This is a genomic window from Actinoplanes sp. NPDC049265, from assembly GCF_043197135.1.
Lineage (GTDB): Bacteria > Actinomycetota > Actinomycetes > Mycobacteriales > Micromonosporaceae > Actinoplanes.
Window position 1 is genome coordinate 22,176 of sequence record NZ_JBICSP010000025.1, and the last position, 15,382, is coordinate 37,557.

The window sequence follows — 15,382 nt, forward strand, 5'->3', positions numbered from 1 at the left end:
GCGGTGGAGAATCGCAGCTTTCGCAGGATGGGACGAGACGCCTCGGTGATCGGGCTCGGCGCCTGGCAGCTGGGCGCCGACTGGGGCAACGTGACCGAGGAGGACGCGCACGCCACGCTGGCCGCGGCCGTCGACGCCGGGGTCACCTTCATCGACACCGCCGACGTGTACGGCGACGGGCGCAGCGAGCAGATCATCGGCTCGTTCCTGAAGCAGCGGCCGGGGCTCTTCGTGGCGACCAAGATGGGCCGGCGGATGGCCCAGGAGGTCGCCAACTACTCGCTCGACAACTTCCGGGCCTGGAACGACCGGTCCCGCGCCAACCTCGGCGTGGACACCCTCGACCTGGTCCAGCTGCACTGCCCGCCGACCCCGGTGTTCTCGATGGACGCCACCTACGACGCGCTCGACCAGCTGGTGCACGAGAAGCGGATCGCGGCGTACGGGGTCAGCGTGGAAACCGCCGACGAGGCGCTCGCGGCCATCGCCCGGCCGAACACGGCCAGCGTGCAGATCATCCTGAACGCGTTCCGGCTCAAGCCGCTCGAGCAGGTGCTGCCCGCGGCCCGCGAGGCCGGCGTCGGTGTCATCGCCCGGGTTCCGCTGGCCAGCGGGATGCTCACCGGCCGGTACGACGCGAACACCACCTTCGCCGCCGACGACCACCGCAACTTCAACCGGCACGGCGAGGCGTTCGACGTCGGCGAGACCTTCTCCGGCGTCGACTACGAGACCGGGCTGGCGGCAGTCGAGCGGCTGCGCCCGCTGGTCCGCGAGGGCGAGACGATGGCGCAGTTCGCGCTGCGCTGGGTCATCGACCAGCCCGGCGTCACGGTGGTCATTCCCGGCGCCCGCAACCCCGAGCAGGCCCGGGCCAACGCCTCGGTGGCCGGCCTGGCCCCGCTCAGCCCCGAGGTGTTGCAGGCCGTACGGACGGCCTACGACGACCTGGTCCGGCCGCAGGTGCACGACCGGTGGTAGGCGAGACGAGGCCGAAGCTGACCGGCTGGACCCCGATGACCCTGGGCCTGTTGTGCGTGGTCCTCGGTGGCCTGTGGACGCTGCAGGGGCTCGACATCGTCGGCGGCAGCGTGATGAGCGGAGTAACCGTCTGGGCCATCGTCGGACCGGTGGTGGTGGTGATCGGTCTGGTGCTGCTGGTGCTGGGCACCCGCCGCCGCAACGCGGCCAAGCGGGCCGAGCTCGCCCGGTCGGCAACGCCGCCGGCAGACCCGGGGCAATCGGGGCCGCCACAGCGCCCAGGGCAATCCGGACCGCCACAGCACCCAGGGCAATCCGGACCGCCACAGCACCCAGGGCAATCCGGACCGCCCGGGTACTCAGGGCCGCCGGGACGCTGACGGGCCACAGGGAACACTGACGGGCCGCCGAGGCGCTAGACGGGCCGCCGAGGACGCCGACGGGCACCCGGACGCTGACGGGCCCCACCGCGCCGTCGGTATGACAACGCAGAAACCCCGCGTCCCAGCCCTGGGACGCGGGGTGTCTGTGTGTGTCGGCCGGCTCCGCGCGCTGGAGTCGGCAGCCGGCGTCGCCGCCGGCTAGTGGTCTCAGATCGGGCGAACCTGCTCCGCCTGCGGGCCCTTCTGGCCCTGGGCGATCTCGAACTCGACCCGCTGGTTCTCCTCCAGAGTCCGGTAACCCGAAGTCTGGATGGCCGAGAAGTGGACGAAGACGTCAGCACCCCCGCCGTCGACGGTGATGAAGCCGAAGCCCTTGTCTGCGTTGAACCACTTCACGGAACCTGTCGCCATGCTGTTCTCCTTCTGAAAATGCCGACTCCGTGATGCGAGGAGCCGATGTCCGTTTTCGAGCAGCGGCGCCAGTGAGGCGGCCTTTCCAGAGGACGTCCCATCCACCCGACCGCCGACGGCGCCTGGCTGGCGCCTCGGAGGCGTGCGGAGCAGCACACCACGTACGCAAAAACTGGGCACACTGTACCCGAAAATCGGGCGTGGAAGCTCCCCCAAGCGACATTCGAAGAAACCATGGCAGATACGGAAAAGGTCCCCCACATCGACGGAACGTCGCGGAGGACCTTGACCACTGTCAATCACCCTACGTATTCATCAGTCGGGCCAGTTGCCCGTCAGCCGCCGGACGCCAATGGCCCCGCCGCGGTCCACGGCCGCTTTCACCACCGAGAAGATGAGGCCCTGAATGGCCGCGGCGGCCAGGATCTCTCCCCAGCCGCGGTCCTCGTCGGTCGCGTTGGGCGCGTCGCCCTCGCCCTCGATCGCCTTCCACACCTGCTTGAAGGCGAACCCGGCGATCGAACCGGCGGCGATGCCCAGCAACAGGCCCACCGGCTTGTACGCGATCTTGTTCAGTTTCCCGCTCATCGGCGACTCCCCCGGATCACCAGGATCACGCCGATCACGGCGGCCACCCCGGCCGCGATGGCCACGATCGGGATGGGCCGGCGGCGTACCTGCTCCGCCGGATCCGATTCCTGCACCTGCGCGACCGTCTCGCGGGCCTTGTCGCCCGCCTGACCGGCCGCGGCCTTGGCCTTGGTGCCGGCCAGGTGCACCGCGTCGAGCGCCTTCTGCCCGGCCTCGGCCGCCTGCGCCTTGACCCGCTGCTTGGTCTGCTCGACCTGCTCCTTGGCCCGTGCCTTGACGTCCGCCTTGGCCGCCAGGGCCTGCACCGTCTCGCCGAGCTCGGCACGGGTCTGGGCGATCTCCGCGCGCAGCGCCGCCACGTCGGGCTTTCCGTTCGACCCGGACGTGCCGTTCTTGTCGCTCATGCCCGGCTCCTGTCCTTCACCGCATGTTTCACTTCGTCCACGTCCGCCTTCACGCTCTCGATGGCCGCACTCGGTTCCGGCGGCACCGCCTGGGTTACCTGCTTCTTGCCCAGCAGGGCCAGGATGCCCGCCACCGCGAACAGCAGCACCGTCACGATGAGGGCGGCCAGCCACAGCGGCAGGACGAGGCTGAGCGCGATGATCCCGGTGGCGATGAGCGCGCCCACGCCGTAGAGCGCGAGCACCCCGCCGCCGCCGAAGAGCCCGATGCCGACCCCGGCGTGCTTGCCCTTCTCGGCCAACTCGGCCTTGGCCAGCGCGAGCTCGTCGCGGACGAGCGTCGTGATCTGCTCGCTGGCTCGCTGCACCAGCTCGGACGTGGACTGGTCGCCTGCCTTGCGGGCCGCACTGCCGTTCAGGACATCCGCCATGCTGTCCTCCTTTCCCTGTGTCGGGTGTATGCCCCGCCGTGCGAAGAAGCAACCCTCCTGCTCACCGCGGTTCACCGCCACCACCGCTTTCGGCGGAGGCGGCACTGCTTCCGCCGGCGGCCGCACCGCTCTCGGCGGCCGCACCGCTCTCGGCGGCCGCACCGCTCTCGGCAGAGGCCGCACCGCCGAACGCGGCGCCCCGCCGGTCGCCGTCCGTGCCGCCGGCGAAGACCTGGTCGTCGTGCGTGGTGCCGCCGTCGGCCCGGGCGACGGACGGCATGGCAGCGCGGGGTGGGTCGGTGTCGGCCCGCAGCCGAGGCAGCGCGCCCGGCCGGCGCTCCCACACCCAGCTCACCAGACGCTCGCGGACCAGGCACCGCAAATCCCACAACGCGCCCGCATCGGCCGCGCTGACCAGCGCCCGTAGCCGGATCATCCCGCCGGTCGCGTCCGTGACCTGCAGGACGCACACGCGCCCGTCCCACAATTCGGACAGCCCGACCACCCGGCGGAGCTCGGTCCGCAATTCCTCGACCGGCGCTGACCAGTCGACGTCGACCTCGGCCGTGCCGAGCACGGCCGAGCCGGTCCGGGTCCAGTTCTGGAACGGCTTGGTGGTGAAGTACGAGGTGGGCAGGATCAGCCGGCGATCGTCCCAGATCTGCACGGCCACGTACGTGAGGGTCAGCTCCTCGATCCGGCCCCACTCGTTCTCGACCACCACCACGTCGTCGACCCGCACCGCGTCGCTGAACGCGAGTTGCAGCCCCGCGAAGACGTTCCCGAGCGTGCTCTGGGCGGCCAGGGCGGCCACCACACTGATCAGGCCGGCCGAGGCCAGGACGCTGGCGCCGAGGGCGCGTACCCCCGGGAAGGTCATCAGCATCACGCCGATGGTGATGACCACGACCGCCGCCACGGTGACCCGCCGCAGCATCACGACCTGGGTCTTGAGCCGCCGCGCGCGCAGGTTGTCGGGTACGTCGGTGCGCCAGCGGGTGAGGGCGGTGTCCTCGACGACCAGCAGCAGCGCGCCGATCAGCCAGGCGCCGGCGGCGATCACGGCCAGCAGCAGGATGTGCAGCACGGTCCGGCGCCCGCCGAAGTCGTCCACGCCGACGGTCAGGACCAGGCGGACCGCGAGGAGCACGACGAGGGCCCGGAACGGCGAGTGTGCCGTCCGGGCCAGGTCGGCCCAGAGGACCGAGTTCCGTCCGAGCCGCTGTGCGAGCAGGTGAATGGCCTCGACCAGCACCAGCGCCGCCCCGGCGGCCACGACGACCGCCAGCAGCGCGGTGAGGACGCCGTTCACTGCGGCATCACATCACAGGTTCAGACGTCGCGGTACTTGGCCTGGAAGAAGCAGTAGACGCCGAAGCAGGCGATGCCGAGGGCGATCAGGCCGAGCAGCCACGGGCCCCAGGCGGTGCCGGCCAGCGTCTTGAGGGCGCCGTCGAGGCCGCGGGCCTTCTCCGGGTCGTACGAGATGGCGGCCGAGGCCAGCAGGACACCGACGATGCCGTACGCGACGCCCTTGCTGGAGTAGCCCGCCATGCCGAGCCGGCGGACGGTCTGGCGCACCTTCGGGCTCATCTGCCCGGTCTTCAGGTGCTCCTCGAACTTCTTCTTGAGGCCGTAGACGACCAGGCCGACACCCACGCCGACCACGACCACGCCGGCCAGGCCGACCAGGAACCGGCCGAAGCCGTTGTCCATCAGTGAGGAGGCCGACGACTGCTGGCTCTGCGCCTGCGAGGTCTGCCCGCCGGTGATCGTCTTGATCGCGAGGACGGCGAAGTAGCCGTACAGGATGGCCCGGCAGCCGGAGACGACGCGTTCGGCGAGGGCCTGCTTGTTCTGCTCGCCGCTCTCCCCGACGGCGGCCTCGAAAGCCTGCCAGAGGGCGAGCGCGATCATCCCGATGGCGATCAGGACCAGCAGGAACTTGCCGCCCGGGCCCTGCGCGATGGTCTGCAGGGCCCCGGACTGGTCGGTCTCGTTGGACGAGTTGCCGAACGCGACCTGCAGCGCCAGCCACGCGAACAAGATGTGGATGACGCCGTAGGCGATGAAGCCGCCGCGCGCGAGCATCTCCAGCGGTTTGCTGTTGGCCGCGCGCGAGGCCGTACTACGTGCTTGAGCAGTGGCTGACATGCCGCCTTAAGTCACCCGGCGCCACTTCCGCCAAACCTGTTTCACGGACGGCTGACCTGGAATGACACGTCGTCCTGGGTCACCGTGTTGAGCGCCACCTGCAGCCCGGCCACCTCGACCGCCTGCTGCCCCTTGGTCAGTTGGACCTGCTCACCGGCCACCTCGAGCGTGACCGTGTTCTGGTCGGCGCTGACGAACTTGGCCTCGACCCCGAGCACGCTGGCCGAGGCGTCGGTCTTCCGCTGGATCGTGACCGTGCACTGGTTGAGGCCGCAGTCGACGTTGTCGTTGCTGCAGGCGGCGAGGGGTCCGAGCGCGAGGATGGCGGTCGTGAGCAAGGCGGCGCGGCGCGAGGCCGTGGTCTTCAACACCCATCCCACGGTACGAGGTCAGAGCGACCCTATGCTCGGAAGATGGACGTGAGCGTGCGTGACAACGCATCCGAGCACCGCTACGAGTTGATCGCCGACGGCGCACAGGCCGGCATCGCGGCCTACCGTGTGCGCGATGGCGTCACGATCATCACGCACAGCGAGATAGACCCGGCCTTCCGCGGCAAGGGCCTGGGCAACGACCTGGCCCGCCTGACCCTCGACCACCTGCGGTCGACGGGCGCCCGGGTGGTCCCGGCCTGCCCGTTCTTCGCCAAGTACGTGTCCGAGCACCACGACTACGACGACATCCTCGAAAACTAGTGGTAGCGCGGAGCGCCATCCCGGCGGCGAATACCGCCCGGTCCTACCACTGATTGCTCAGGCGGCGACCGGCTGGGGCGTCGCGGGGATGCTCGTGCCCGCGATGATCTCGGCGGCGGCCTGGCCGCAGGCGCGCGTGGCGCCGTAGGTCGCCAGGTGCACCGCCCCGGTCACCTGCTCGGGCAGCCCCATCTCGACCACCACGGCGCTCGGGCAGACCGCCAGCGTGCGGGCCACCGCGGTGGCCACCCAGGGGTGGCGGTGCAGGTCGCGGACGACGAGCACGAGCGGGCGGTCGGCCAGCCCGGCCAGCACCCGGCCCTCCGGCTCGGCCAGCCCGCCCAGGTCGTCCTCACTCAGCCGCACCGACGTGGTGCCGGGCAGCAGGTCGTGCAGCGGCGCGCCCAGTCCCCACGGGGTCTCCGCGCCGATCGCGATGTTGCGGGGCGGCGCGAACTCGACCACGTGCGCGGCCCGGTTCAGCGGCAGCATGTTCTCGGCGCCGGTCACCCGCACCGCCCGGCGGGCCGCGTCCAGACCGACGACCGAGGCGGCCACCGCGCCGATGGACAGCGCGTCGGCCACCGCCCGGGCACCGGTCCGGGTCTGCGTCTCGGTGGTCCAGGCGGCGAGGCGGCGGACCCGGGCGGCCGCGTCCCGCAGCCGCGCCTCGGGCAGCTCTCCACTGCGGACGGCGGCCACGATCGCGTCGCGCAGGGCGATCGCGTCACCCTCGTCGGCGTGGTCGCCGCCCACGCAGATCGCGTCGGCGCCGGCGGCGATGGCCCGCACGGTCGCGCCGGCCAGCCCGTACGCCCGGGCCACGCCCTGCATCTCGATGCCGTCGGTGACGATCAGTCCGTCGTAGCCCAGTTCCTCGCGCAGCAGTCCGGTGAGGATCCGCGCGCTGAGGGTGGCCGGGAGCTCGGCGTCGTACGCGGGCACGAGCAGGTGGCCGGTCATCACGGCCTGCACGCCGGCCGCCACCGCGGCCCGGAACGGAACCAGCTCGACCGACTCGAGCTCGGCCCGGCCGCGGTCGATCAGCGGGACGGCGTGGTGCGAATCGACGGCCGTGTCGCCGTGGCCGGGGAAGTGCTTGGCGCAGGCGGCCACACCGGCGGACTGCAGGCCGGTGACGAAGGCGGCGGAGTGCCGGGCGACCAGGGTGGGGTCGGCGCCGAACGCGCGTACCCCGATGATCGGGTTTCGGGGGTTGCTGTTGACGTCGACGTCCGGGGCGTAGTCGAACGTGATGCCGGCGTGGGCCAGGTCGCGGCCCAGGTCACGGGCGACCGCCTCGGTCAGCGCGGGGTCGTCGATCGCGCCCAGCGCCAGGTTGCCGGGCCGGGAGCTGCCCTGCCGCGACTCGAAGCGGGTGACGTCGCCGGCCTCCTCGTCGATCGCCACGATCACCTCAGGGCGCTCGGCCCGCAGCTGGGCGGTCAGCGCGGCCACCTGGGCCGGCGATTCCACGTTGCGGGCGAACAGAGCCACGCCGCCGAGCCCGTCGGCCAGCATGCGCCGGACCCAGTCGGGCGCCGTGGTCCCGGTGAAGCCCGGCTGCAGCACGGTCGCGGCGAGTTCGGTCAGTTCGTCGCTGGAGCGCGGCATGTGTCCCCCGTACCTCACGGATCGTGGTCGGGACCCATGGAAACATCCCGTGTCGATTTAGTCAACAAACCTTCCTATTAGCCGTGTACGAATGGGCAAGTAAGACCTGTCTCGAATCCCGCCTCGGGGCGCTTCGACTGGGAGAGGATTTGAGACAGGTCTTAGAGTGTTCACGTGGTTACTCCACTTGCCGCCTCCGGGGTCGACTGGTCCCAGGTGCACGCGGTCAAGCTGCTCGGCATCGCGCTCGCCGTGCTGATCCTGTTCTGGGCGATCCGGCGGATGTTCAAGTGACCCCCCGCGGGGGTATCCGGCACGCGCCATGATGAAGCTTCCCGTCTATGGACCCCGCCTGCGCCGCGCCGCCCGCAAGTTCTTCGGCTGGCCGTCGCTGCGCCCGGGCCAGTTCAAGCCGATGCGCGCCGTGCTGCGCCGCAAGGACGCCCTGGTGGTGCTCCCGACCGGCGCCGGCAAGTCGGCGATCTACCAGATCCCGGCCGTCCTGCTGCCCGGGCCGACAGTGGTGATCTCGCCGCTGCTGGCCCTGCAACAGGACCAGATCCTCGCGCTCAACGCACTCGGACACCCCGAGACCCGCGCGGTCCGGGTGAGCTCGGCCGAGACGCCGGCGCAGCAGCGCGAGGCGATCGCGGAGATCCGCGACGGCCGGGCCGAGTTCCTCTTCATCACACCCGAGCAGCTGAGCGACCCGGACCGGATGTCCGAGGTCCGCGCCCTCAAACCCGGCCTGGTCGCGGTGGACGAGGCGCACTGCATCTCGGCCTGGGGCCACGACTTCCGGCCCGACTACCTGTCCATCGGCCACCTGATCAAGGGGATCGGGCGGCCGCCGGTGCTGGCCCTCACGGCCACCGCCTCGCCGCCGGTCCGCGACGACATCATCGACCGGCTGCAACTGCGCAGGCCCGAGGTACACGTCTCCGGGCTCGACCGGCGCAACCTCTTCCTCGAGGTGGCGTACTGCCCGGACGAGTCGTACCGCACCCGCAAGCTGCACGCCCTGCTCGACTCCGCTCCCCCGCCCGGCATCATCTACGTCGCCACGCGACGGGCCGCGGAAGAGCTCGCGTCGTCGCTGGAGTCGGCCGGGTACAACGCGACCTACTACCACGGCGGCCTGTCCGCCTCGGAGCGGACGACCCGGCACACCGCCTTCTCCAACGACAAAGTGGACATCATGGTGGCCACGTCGGCGTTCGGGATGGGCATCGACAAACCGAACATCCGGTGGGTCGCACACGTGGCGCTGCCCGGGTCACCGGACGCCTACTTCCAGGAGATCGGGCGGGCCGGCCGGGACGGCCTGGACTCCCGGGCGTTGCTGCTGTGGCGGGCCGAGGACGAGGGCATCCAGCGGTTCTTCACCGGCGGCAAGCCCGACCTGGTCGAGGTGCGCGAACTGGCGGCCGCGCTGCGCGACGGGGCGCGAAGCAAGACCGCGCTCAAGGAGAAGACCGGCCTGGGACCACGCAAGCTCGGGTCGCTGCTCGGCCTGCTGGAACAGGTCGGCGCGGCGACCGCCGGCGACCGCAACAAGTGGACGGTCCCGGTATTCGCACCGCTGCCGGCCGCGGCCGCGCGGGCCGCCCTGGACGAGTACGAGCGGCAGCAGACGATCGAGCGGTCCCGCACCGACATGATGCGCGGCTTCGCCGAGGCGCAGTCCTGCCGTACCCAATTCCTGCTCGCCTACTTCGGCGAGAACCTCAAGAAGCCGTGCGGCCACTGCGACAACTGCCTGACCGGGCCCGCGCCATCTCCTCCGTCCTCCGAAGATCACCCCTTCGCGGTACACGCCAAGGTGCGGCACCAGGAGTGGGGCGAGGGCATGGTGATGGGGTACGAAGAGGACCGCATGACAGTCCTCTTCGACTCCGTCGGCTACAAGACCCTCTCGGTCGGCGTGGTCACCGAGAACGAACTGCTCACCCCAGCCTGAGGCTGACCGGGTGACGGGTCAGCCACTCGTTCAGATTCAGGGCCAGCTCCATCCGCATCCGGCCGCCGAACATGTCGTCGCCCGGAGCCCGGACCGCCTTCTCGTTGAGCAGCGGACGCAGTGGCGCGTCCCGGTCGGCGAGCATCGTCTGCACGCGCTCGCGCAGGGTCTGGTCGTACGCCGGATCCTGGGTCGACGGGTACGGGCTCTTGCGCCGCTCGACCACCGAACGCGGCAACACGTCGGCGGTGGCCGCCCGGAGCAGGCTCTTCTCGTACCCGTCGAAGGTCTTCATCGACCACGGGGTGTTGTACACGTACTCGACCAGCCGGTGATCGCAGAACGGCACCCGGACCTCCAGCCCATGGGCCATGCTCATCCGGTCCTTGCGGTCGAGCAGGATCTGCACGAAACGGGTGAGGTGCAGATAGCACACCTCTCGCATCCGCCGCTCCTGGCCGGAAACCCCGTCGAGATGCTCGACCTCGGTCAACGCCGACCGGTAGGCCGCGTCCTGGTAGCCCGGCAGGTCGAGCTGCTTCATCAGGTCGGGCGCCAGGATCCCCTCGTTCTCCCGGTTCCCGCCCATCAACCGGACCGCCGCCAGCCACGGGAAGGTGTCGGCGTTGACGATCTCCGGCACGTGGAACCAGCGGTAGCCACCGAACACCTCGTCGGCCGACTCGCCCGACAACGCCACCGTCGAGCGTTCCCGCACGGCGCGGAACAGAAGGTAGAGCGACGTGAAGATGTCACCGCCGAACACCGGCACATCGGCCGCGTCGAGCACACCCGAGCGGTAGAGCGGATCCATCAGCGCCGCCGGGTCGAGCATGATGTCGGTGTGCTCGGACAGGACGTGCTCGGCCACGTCGTGCACGAACGGCGCGTCCGGGGTGTCCCGCATGGCGTCGGCCTGGAACTTCTCGGTCTGCCCGGGAAAGTCGACGGCGAACGAGCGCACCGGCCCGCCGCTGCCCGCACGCAACGCCTTCTGGGCCAGCGCGGTGATCGCGGACGAGTCGAGCCCACCCGACAGCAGCACACACAGTGGGACGTCGGCGATCAGCTGCCGCTCGACGATGTCGTCCAACAGCTCGCGGACGGTGCGGACGGTCGTACCCAGATCGTCGGTGTGCTCCCTTGCGCTGAGGCGCCAGTAGTGGTGCGTACGCAGCCCCGCACGATCCACCCGCACGATCTCGCCCGGCCGCACCTCACGCAGATCGCGGAAGACGGCGGTGCCCGGCGTCTTGACGAACGACAACAGCTCGCGCAGCCCGTCGCTGTCCACCACGGCCGGCACCTGCGGATGCGCCAGCACCCCCTTGGGCTCGGAGGCGAACACCACGCCGTCGGTCATCGCCCGGTAGTACAGCGGCTTGATCCCCATCCGGTCGCGCACCAGGAGAAGGGACTGCTCCCGGGCATCCCACAGCCCGAAGGCGTACATGCCGTTCAGCCGCTCCGCGAACCCCTCACCCCATTCCAGGTACGCGTGGAGCAACACCTCGGTGTCACTGGTCGTGCGGAAGTCGTGGCCGAGCCCGCGCAGTTCGTCGCGCAGCTCGCGGTAGTTGTAGATCTCTCCGCTGTAGGTGACGGTGACCAGCGTCCGCCCGTCGTGCTCGACTGACATCGGCTGAGCGCCGGTCTCGAGGTCGATCACCGCCAGGCGCCGATGCCCCAGCCCCACGTGCTCGTCGAGCCAGACCCCTTCGGCATCCGGCCCGCGCAGAGTCATGGTCGCGGTCATGGCCCGCAGCACGGCGCCCTCCCGCCGCAGATCCCGCTCGAAGCTGATCCAGCCGACGATTCCACACACGACAGTCCTCCTCGAATCCGGACGAATATCCCCGTTTTATGCCTCGAGTGCGGACCAGGCAACCAAGCGTGACTTTACAGCCAATAAACCCCAGATCCCTTGCCCCCGAAACGAGCCACTGCTAGGGCGTGCTAGGTGACCCGGCAAGTGCGAGGCGTGGCCGGGTCATGAGACACGCCTGGGGCGAACCGCCGCGCCCCGGCCGCGCGTACTGGCATCCGAGACCTCGCGATCCGTTATGGGTTCGTTCTTCGCGGGCCTGGGGACGGGCACAGAAATGTCGGCGAGGGTCGATATGCTGGTGAGCGCCGAGGTAGCAACACGGGGAGGCAGCGGCATGGCAGACGGCGTGGAGATCGACACCGGACAGGTGGGCGATTTCGCCAAGGGAATGCGCTCGGAAGCGGTCACCGGTTTCAGCCAGGCCGCCAATCGCGGCACGAGACTGCACGCTCACGGCGTGCCGTTCGGGGCACAGATCGAGGGCAGCCTGATCGTCCAGCAGGCGAAGGGGCGCTATGCCGTCGCGGTGGCGAACACCGAGGCCAACCTGCGCGCTTACCAGGAAGCGGCCGAGCTTTTCGCTGGCGTCGCCGAAGGCATCGCGCGCGAATTCAAGGCATCCGATCAGACCTCGGCGGAAGCGGCCGGCCGCGTCTCGGCGATGATGAACGACGCCATCGCCAAGGCCAACGAGATCATCGCTGGGGCGAACTCGTCCGGACCGGGGGCGGTGTGATGTCGAACTGGGGCAATTACAACCTGCCGGCCCTCTGGAACATGATCCAGCACGAGAATTCCTGCACCGGCGCCGACCGCGTCCTCGACTGGCAGAACCTTGCCCAGTCGGTGCGCGACCAGCACCGCCGTCTACTGAAATCCCGCGAGGAACTGGCCGCGGCCTGGCCACCCGGCACCAACGAGTCCGCCACCGTCTTCTTCCAGTACCTCGACAAGCTGGCCTCGTCCATGGACGACACCCTCATCCGCGCCGAGACGACCCGGGTCGGCCTGCATGGCGTGATCGAGGCGATCGCCAAGGCCCAGACCACCATCCGTCCGCTCCTCGAACAACGTGCGGCGGTCGCGGACGACATCGTCCCGAGATTCGTCGATCACGCCGAGGACGAGTACGACGAAAAGGCCCAGCAGGCGATGGCTGAGGCCGAGAAGACGATCGGCGAACATCTCCATCAGATCCAGACGCCCCAGATCTTCACGATGGGCGGCTCGGTCGACGACGAACGCGACTGGAACCCGGACACCGACGAGGGCTCCGACAACGGCTCCGGATCGGGCTCCGGCAGCGGGATGGGATCGAGCGGCGCTGCCCTGCAGGCCCACCCGATCCCGGTGACCGTGCCGAACGATCCTCCCTACATCGAGGGCAGGCCCGGCGATGTTCCCAGTTCCGTCGGAACGGTGACGCCGCCCGGGACGCTGCCTCCTTCAAACAGCGGTGTCGACTTGGCCGGCGTCATCACTCCTGGGAGCACCGGCCTGCCGCCCAACACGATCGGTGCCCCCGGGCTGGCGACCCCGGCGACACTGGGTGGCGGCTCGACGGGGATGCCGCTCGGCTCGGGAGCGCTCGGCATGATGCCGGGACTCGGCGCCGGGGCCGGCATGCCGCTCATGGGGCCGACCGGTCGAGCCGGTGCCGGCGTCGGCCGCGGGCCCGTTCCGATGCGGCAGGGCATGCCTTCGGGTGCGGTCATCGGAGGCCAGCCCGGGGGCCGTGGCACCCCCGGTCAACTGATGCCGGGACAGAACGGCCGGAGCGCGAGCGGCGATTCCGAAGAAGAACTGCTGCCGGGCGGCGAGGCGGACCAGCTCTGGGGCGTCGACAAGGGTGTTGCGCCGATCATCACCCCGGACAACAGCGTGGCCCGGCACGACCCGGGTCCGGGCGTCATCGGTCGTCGCCCGTGATCCGTCCGCTTTGGCCGGCCCACATCCTGGCCGCGACCGCGATCGGGCTTTATCTGGCCGCGGCCCCGGCTTCCTCCGCGTCGGCGGACGCTGTTCGCGATGATCAGTGGCACCTCGCGGCATTGGACATCGTCGACGCTCACAAGATCAGCACTGGCCAGGGAATCACAGTCGGTCTGATCGACACCGGCGTCAACGTGAAGCATCGCGACCTCAAGCAGGCCGTTCTTCCGGGACTCGACACCGGAACATCGGGAGGCGACGGTCGCTCCGACTACGACGGCCACGGCACCCAGATGGCGGGGGTCATCGCCGGCCGAGGGCACGACGGCGGCAGCGGTGTCCTGGGCATCGCGCCTTCGGCCGAGCTTCTTCCGGTCAGCATCACGCTCAACGGCCTCACCGACTCGAGCGACGCGGTGAAAGGCCTCGACTTCGCGGTGAAGCACGGCGCCAAGGTGATCAACATGTCTTTCACCATGCCGTCGAGCCCTGAACTGCAGGACGCCGTTCGACGGGCCCGGGCTGCTGATGTCGTCCTCGTTGCCGGCGCCGGAAACAAGAACCAACTCGGCGACGGAGCCTTCCCCGCTCTCTACCACGAGGTGCTCAGCGTCGGGGCGATCGACCGCAAGGGCAAGATCGCGGACGTCTCCGTCGCCAACGAGGGTGTCGACATCGTCGCTCCCGGCGTCGACATCCTCTCGACCAGCAACCGGGCCGCCAGCGGATACAACCTGGGCACCGGGACGAGTGACGCGACCGCGATCGTGAGTGGGGCGGCGGCGTTGATCCGGGCCAAGTACCCGGATCTGTCGGCGGCGGATGTTGTTCATCGGCTTACCGCGACCGCGACGGATGCCGGGCCCAAGGGGCGGGACGACAGCTACGGCTATGGTCGGCTCAATCTGATGAAGGCGCTGACCGCTGATGTGCCGCTGGCGCCGGCTGATGCGGCCGCTGCCACGGCTGCGCCGACCGGTTCCGCGGGGGATGCCGGGGCGGCGGGGCCGGAAGGGGACGACGATCTGCCGCGGGCGTTGCCGCTGCGGAAGGTTGTGCCGGTCGTGCTCGGGGTGGGGGCGGGGCTGGTCGTGCTGATCGTCGGGATTGTGGTTGTGGTGCTGATGATGCGGAGACGGCGGACCTAGAGATGACTACGTCGCCGCCCGGGTGGTGGGCGGCGACGTGTTGGTAGGCCGGGTCGGCCCCTGGAATGTCAGTGGGGGCCGCTGCGGCCGGTGGTGCTGGGACGGTACTCGCGGTCGGGGTCGGTGGCGTTCGACTCCGTGTCGTGAGGGTGGGCGTCGTGGCCGAAGGCCTGCTCCTCGCCCGCGTCGTTGTCGGTCGGGTCGTTCTGGCCGTCGGTGTCCCAGGTGGCCATCGCCTCGGACAACGACTCCACGCTCAGCTTGTCTTCGTCGCGCCACACGCCGTCTGGTTGGTCGGTCATGAAGCCCGGATACCCGGGAAAGGCCGCCGGAACACACCGGCGGCCCCCCAAGTGAAAACAACCGTCAGGCGCCGGGGCGGTCGACCTGGCCGCGCCACGCACCGCTCTCCACGCCGCCGCGCTGCTCGATGAACTCCTTGAACCTCTTCAGGTCGCCCTTGACCTGGCGGTCCAGGAAGCCGAGCTTGTCGCCGGCCTGCTCGACCACGCCCTCCGGCTCGAAGTCCATCTGGACGGTCACCCGGGTGCGGGTGTCCTCGAGACGGTGGAACGTGACGACGCCGGCCTGCTTCGTGCCCTCGGTGGCGGACCAGGCCACGCGCTCGTCCGGAAGCTGCTCGGTGATCTTGGCGTCGAACTCGCGCTTGACGCCGTCGACATCCGTCTTCCAACGGGTCGTCGTCGGGTCGAGCTGGCGGATCTCCGTCACACCACTCATGAACTGGGGGAACTCCTCGAACTGCGTCCACTGGTTGTAGGCCGCCCGCACCGGGACGTCGACATCGATGTACTCGGTAACCGTGCTCATGTGAATCCCTCCTTCTCCT

18 protein-coding genes are annotated in these 15,382 nt (G+C 69.9%); 7 read left to right on the forward strand and 11 right to left on the reverse strand.

Features of this window, described 5'->3' with window-relative positions:
• Positions 1-3: 3 nt before the first annotated feature.
• Positions 4-981, forward strand: coding sequence for an aldo/keto reductase (locus ACGFIO_RS38510; protein WP_392834728.1), 978 nt, complete (start codon positions 4-6; stop codon positions 979-981).
• Positions 975-1,361: a hypothetical protein gene (locus tag ACGFIO_RS38515; RefSeq protein ID WP_392834730.1), complete on the forward strand. Its 387-nt coding sequence runs from the start codon at positions 975-977 to the stop codon at positions 1,359-1,361. The genes ACGFIO_RS38510 and ACGFIO_RS38515 overlap by 7 nt, the downstream gene beginning before the upstream one ends.
• Before the next feature lie 210 nt (positions 1,362-1,571).
• Here ACGFIO_RS38515 and ACGFIO_RS38520 read toward each other — a convergent pair whose 3' ends face one another.
• From ACGFIO_RS38520 to ACGFIO_RS38550, 7 genes are all read right to left on the reverse strand, one after another.
• Positions 1,572-1,775, reverse strand: a complete 204-nt coding sequence (locus ACGFIO_RS38520; RefSeq protein ID WP_392834733.1) for a cold-shock protein — start codon at positions 1,773-1,775, stop codon at positions 1,572-1,574.
• Between the two features lie 315 nt (positions 1,776-2,090).
• Positions 2,091-2,363, reverse strand: a complete 273-nt coding sequence (locus tag ACGFIO_RS38525; RefSeq protein ID WP_392834735.1) for a DUF4235 domain-containing protein — start codon at positions 2,361-2,363, stop codon at positions 2,091-2,093.
• Positions 2,360-2,770, reverse strand: a complete 411-nt coding sequence (locus ACGFIO_RS38530; protein ID WP_392834737.1) for a DUF3618 domain-containing protein — start codon at positions 2,768-2,770, stop codon at positions 2,360-2,362. Before ACGFIO_RS38530 ends, ACGFIO_RS38525 begins: the two co-directional genes overlap by 4 nt.
• Positions 2,767-3,201, reverse strand: coding sequence for a phage holin family protein (locus ACGFIO_RS38535; protein ID WP_392834740.1), 435 nt, complete (start codon positions 3,199-3,201; stop codon positions 2,767-2,769). Before ACGFIO_RS38535 ends, ACGFIO_RS38530 begins: the two co-directional genes overlap by 4 nt.
• 61 nt (positions 3,202-3,262) lie before the next feature.
• Positions 3,263-4,513: a mechanosensitive ion channel family protein gene (locus ACGFIO_RS38540; RefSeq protein ID WP_392834742.1), complete on the reverse strand. Its 1,251-nt coding sequence runs from the start codon at positions 4,511-4,513 to the stop codon at positions 3,263-3,265.
• A gap of 20 nt (positions 4,514-4,533) precedes the next feature.
• Positions 4,534-5,355, reverse strand: a complete 822-nt coding sequence (locus ACGFIO_RS38545) for a DUF1206 domain-containing protein (RefSeq protein ID WP_392834745.1) — start codon at positions 5,353-5,355, stop codon at positions 4,534-4,536.
• A gap of 41 nt (positions 5,356-5,396) precedes the next feature.
• Positions 5,397-5,726, reverse strand: a complete 330-nt coding sequence (locus tag ACGFIO_RS38550) for a hypothetical protein (RefSeq protein WP_392834747.1) — start codon at positions 5,724-5,726, stop codon at positions 5,397-5,399.
• Between the two features lie 42 nt (positions 5,727-5,768).
• Between ACGFIO_RS38550 and ACGFIO_RS38555 the strand changes: the two genes are divergently transcribed.
• Positions 5,769-6,050 carry a GNAT family N-acetyltransferase gene (locus ACGFIO_RS38555; RefSeq protein WP_392834749.1) on the forward strand — a complete coding sequence of 94 codons (282 nt, stop codon included), beginning with the start codon at positions 5,769-5,771 and terminating at the stop codon, positions 6,048-6,050.
• A 57-nt stretch (positions 6,051-6,107) separates the two neighbouring features.
• On the opposite strand, the gene ACGFIO_RS38560 is transcribed toward ACGFIO_RS38555, so the two are convergent.
• Positions 6,108-7,664, reverse strand: coding sequence for a glycoside hydrolase family 3 protein (locus ACGFIO_RS38560; protein ID WP_392834750.1), 1,557 nt, complete (start codon positions 7,662-7,664; stop codon positions 6,108-6,110).
• A 325-nt stretch (positions 7,665-7,989) separates the two neighbouring features.
• Between ACGFIO_RS38560 and ACGFIO_RS38565 the strand changes: the two genes are divergently transcribed.
• Positions 7,990-9,624: a RecQ family ATP-dependent DNA helicase gene (locus ACGFIO_RS38565; protein WP_392834904.1), complete on the forward strand. Its 1,635-nt coding sequence runs from the start codon at positions 7,990-7,992 to the stop codon at positions 9,622-9,624.
• Here the strand turns inward: ACGFIO_RS38565 and asnB are convergent.
• Positions 9,611-11,449, reverse strand: coding sequence for an asparagine synthase (glutamine-hydrolyzing) (gene asnB / locus ACGFIO_RS38570; RefSeq protein WP_392834753.1), 1,839 nt, complete (start codon positions 11,447-11,449; stop codon positions 9,611-9,613). The two genes, ACGFIO_RS38565 and asnB, sit on opposite strands and share 14 nt — an antisense overlap.
• A 337-nt stretch (positions 11,450-11,786) precedes the next feature.
• Between asnB and ACGFIO_RS38575 the strand changes: the two genes are divergently transcribed.
• From ACGFIO_RS38575 to ACGFIO_RS38585, 3 genes are all read left to right on the forward strand, one after another.
• The gene (locus tag ACGFIO_RS38575; protein ID WP_392834756.1) at positions 11,787-12,188 is read left to right on the forward strand and encodes a hypothetical protein; all 402 of its coding nucleotides are present in this window, start codon (positions 11,787-11,789) and stop codon (positions 12,186-12,188) included.
• On the forward strand, positions 12,188-13,381 hold the full coding sequence (locus tag ACGFIO_RS38580) for a hypothetical protein (RefSeq protein WP_392834758.1): 1,194 nt from the start codon (positions 12,188-12,190) through the stop codon (positions 13,379-13,381). The genes ACGFIO_RS38575 and ACGFIO_RS38580 overlap by 1 nt, the downstream gene beginning before the upstream one ends.
• A 122-nt stretch (positions 13,382-13,503) precedes the next feature.
• Positions 13,504-14,532 (forward strand): S8 family serine peptidase, encoded by a 1,029-nt coding sequence (locus ACGFIO_RS38585; RefSeq protein WP_392834759.1) that lies wholly within the window; start codon positions 13,504-13,506, stop codon positions 14,530-14,532.
• A 68-nt stretch (positions 14,533-14,600) separates the two neighbouring features.
• Here ACGFIO_RS38585 and ACGFIO_RS38590 read toward each other — a convergent pair whose 3' ends face one another.
• Both ACGFIO_RS38590 and ACGFIO_RS38595 read right to left on the reverse strand, forming a co-directional pair.
• Positions 14,601-14,834, reverse strand: coding sequence for a hypothetical protein (locus ACGFIO_RS38590; RefSeq protein ID WP_392834762.1), 234 nt, complete (start codon positions 14,832-14,834; stop codon positions 14,601-14,603).
• Positions 14,835-14,898: 64 nt separating this feature from the next.
• Positions 14,899-15,363: an SRPBCC family protein gene (locus ACGFIO_RS38595; RefSeq protein WP_392834764.1), complete on the reverse strand. Its 465-nt coding sequence runs from the start codon at positions 15,361-15,363 to the stop codon at positions 14,899-14,901.
• Positions 15,364-15,382 lie beyond the last annotated feature (19 nt).

Coding starts and splice junctions, on each gene's coding strand:
- ACGFIO_RS38520 (WP_392834733.1), bottom strand. CDS start 1,775: ATGGCGACAGGTTCCGTGAAGTGGTTCAACGCAGACAAGGGCTTCGGC.
- ACGFIO_RS38525 (WP_392834735.1), bottom strand. CDS start 2,363: ATGAGCGGGAAACTGAACAAGATCGCGTACAAGCCGGTGGGCCTGTTG.
- ACGFIO_RS38530 (WP_392834737.1), bottom strand. CDS start 2,770: ATGAGCGACAAGAACGGCACGTCCGGGTCGAACGGAAAGCCCGACGTG.
- ACGFIO_RS38535 (WP_392834740.1), bottom strand. CDS start 3,201: ATGGCGGATGTCCTGAACGGCAGTGCGGCCCGCAAGGCAGGCGACCAG.
- ACGFIO_RS38545 (WP_392834745.1), bottom strand. CDS start 5,355: ATGTCAGCCACTGCTCAAGCACGTAGTACGGCCTCGCGCGCGGCCAAC.
- ACGFIO_RS38555 (WP_392834749.1), top strand. CDS start 5,769: ATGGACGTGAGCGTGCGTGACAACGCATCCGAGCACCGCTACGAGTTG.
- ACGFIO_RS38560 (WP_392834750.1), bottom strand. CDS start 7,664: ATGCCGCGCTCCAGCGACGAACTGACCGAACTCGCCGCGACCGTGCTG.
- ACGFIO_RS38565 (WP_392834904.1), top strand. CDS start 7,990: ATGAAGCTTCCCGTCTATGGACCCCGCCTGCGCCGCGCCGCCCGCAAG.
- ACGFIO_RS38575 (WP_392834756.1), top strand. CDS start 11,787: ATGGCAGACGGCGTGGAGATCGACACCGGACAGGTGGGCGATTTCGCC.
- ACGFIO_RS38580 (WP_392834758.1), top strand. CDS start 12,188: ATGTCGAACTGGGGCAATTACAACCTGCCGGCCCTCTGGAACATGATC.
- ACGFIO_RS38590 (WP_392834762.1), bottom strand. CDS start 14,834: ATGACCGACCAACCAGACGGCGTGTGGCGCGACGAAGACAAGCTGAGC.
- ACGFIO_RS38595 (WP_392834764.1), bottom strand. CDS start 15,363: ATGAGCACGGTTACCGAGTACATCGATGTCGACGTCCCGGTGCGGGCG.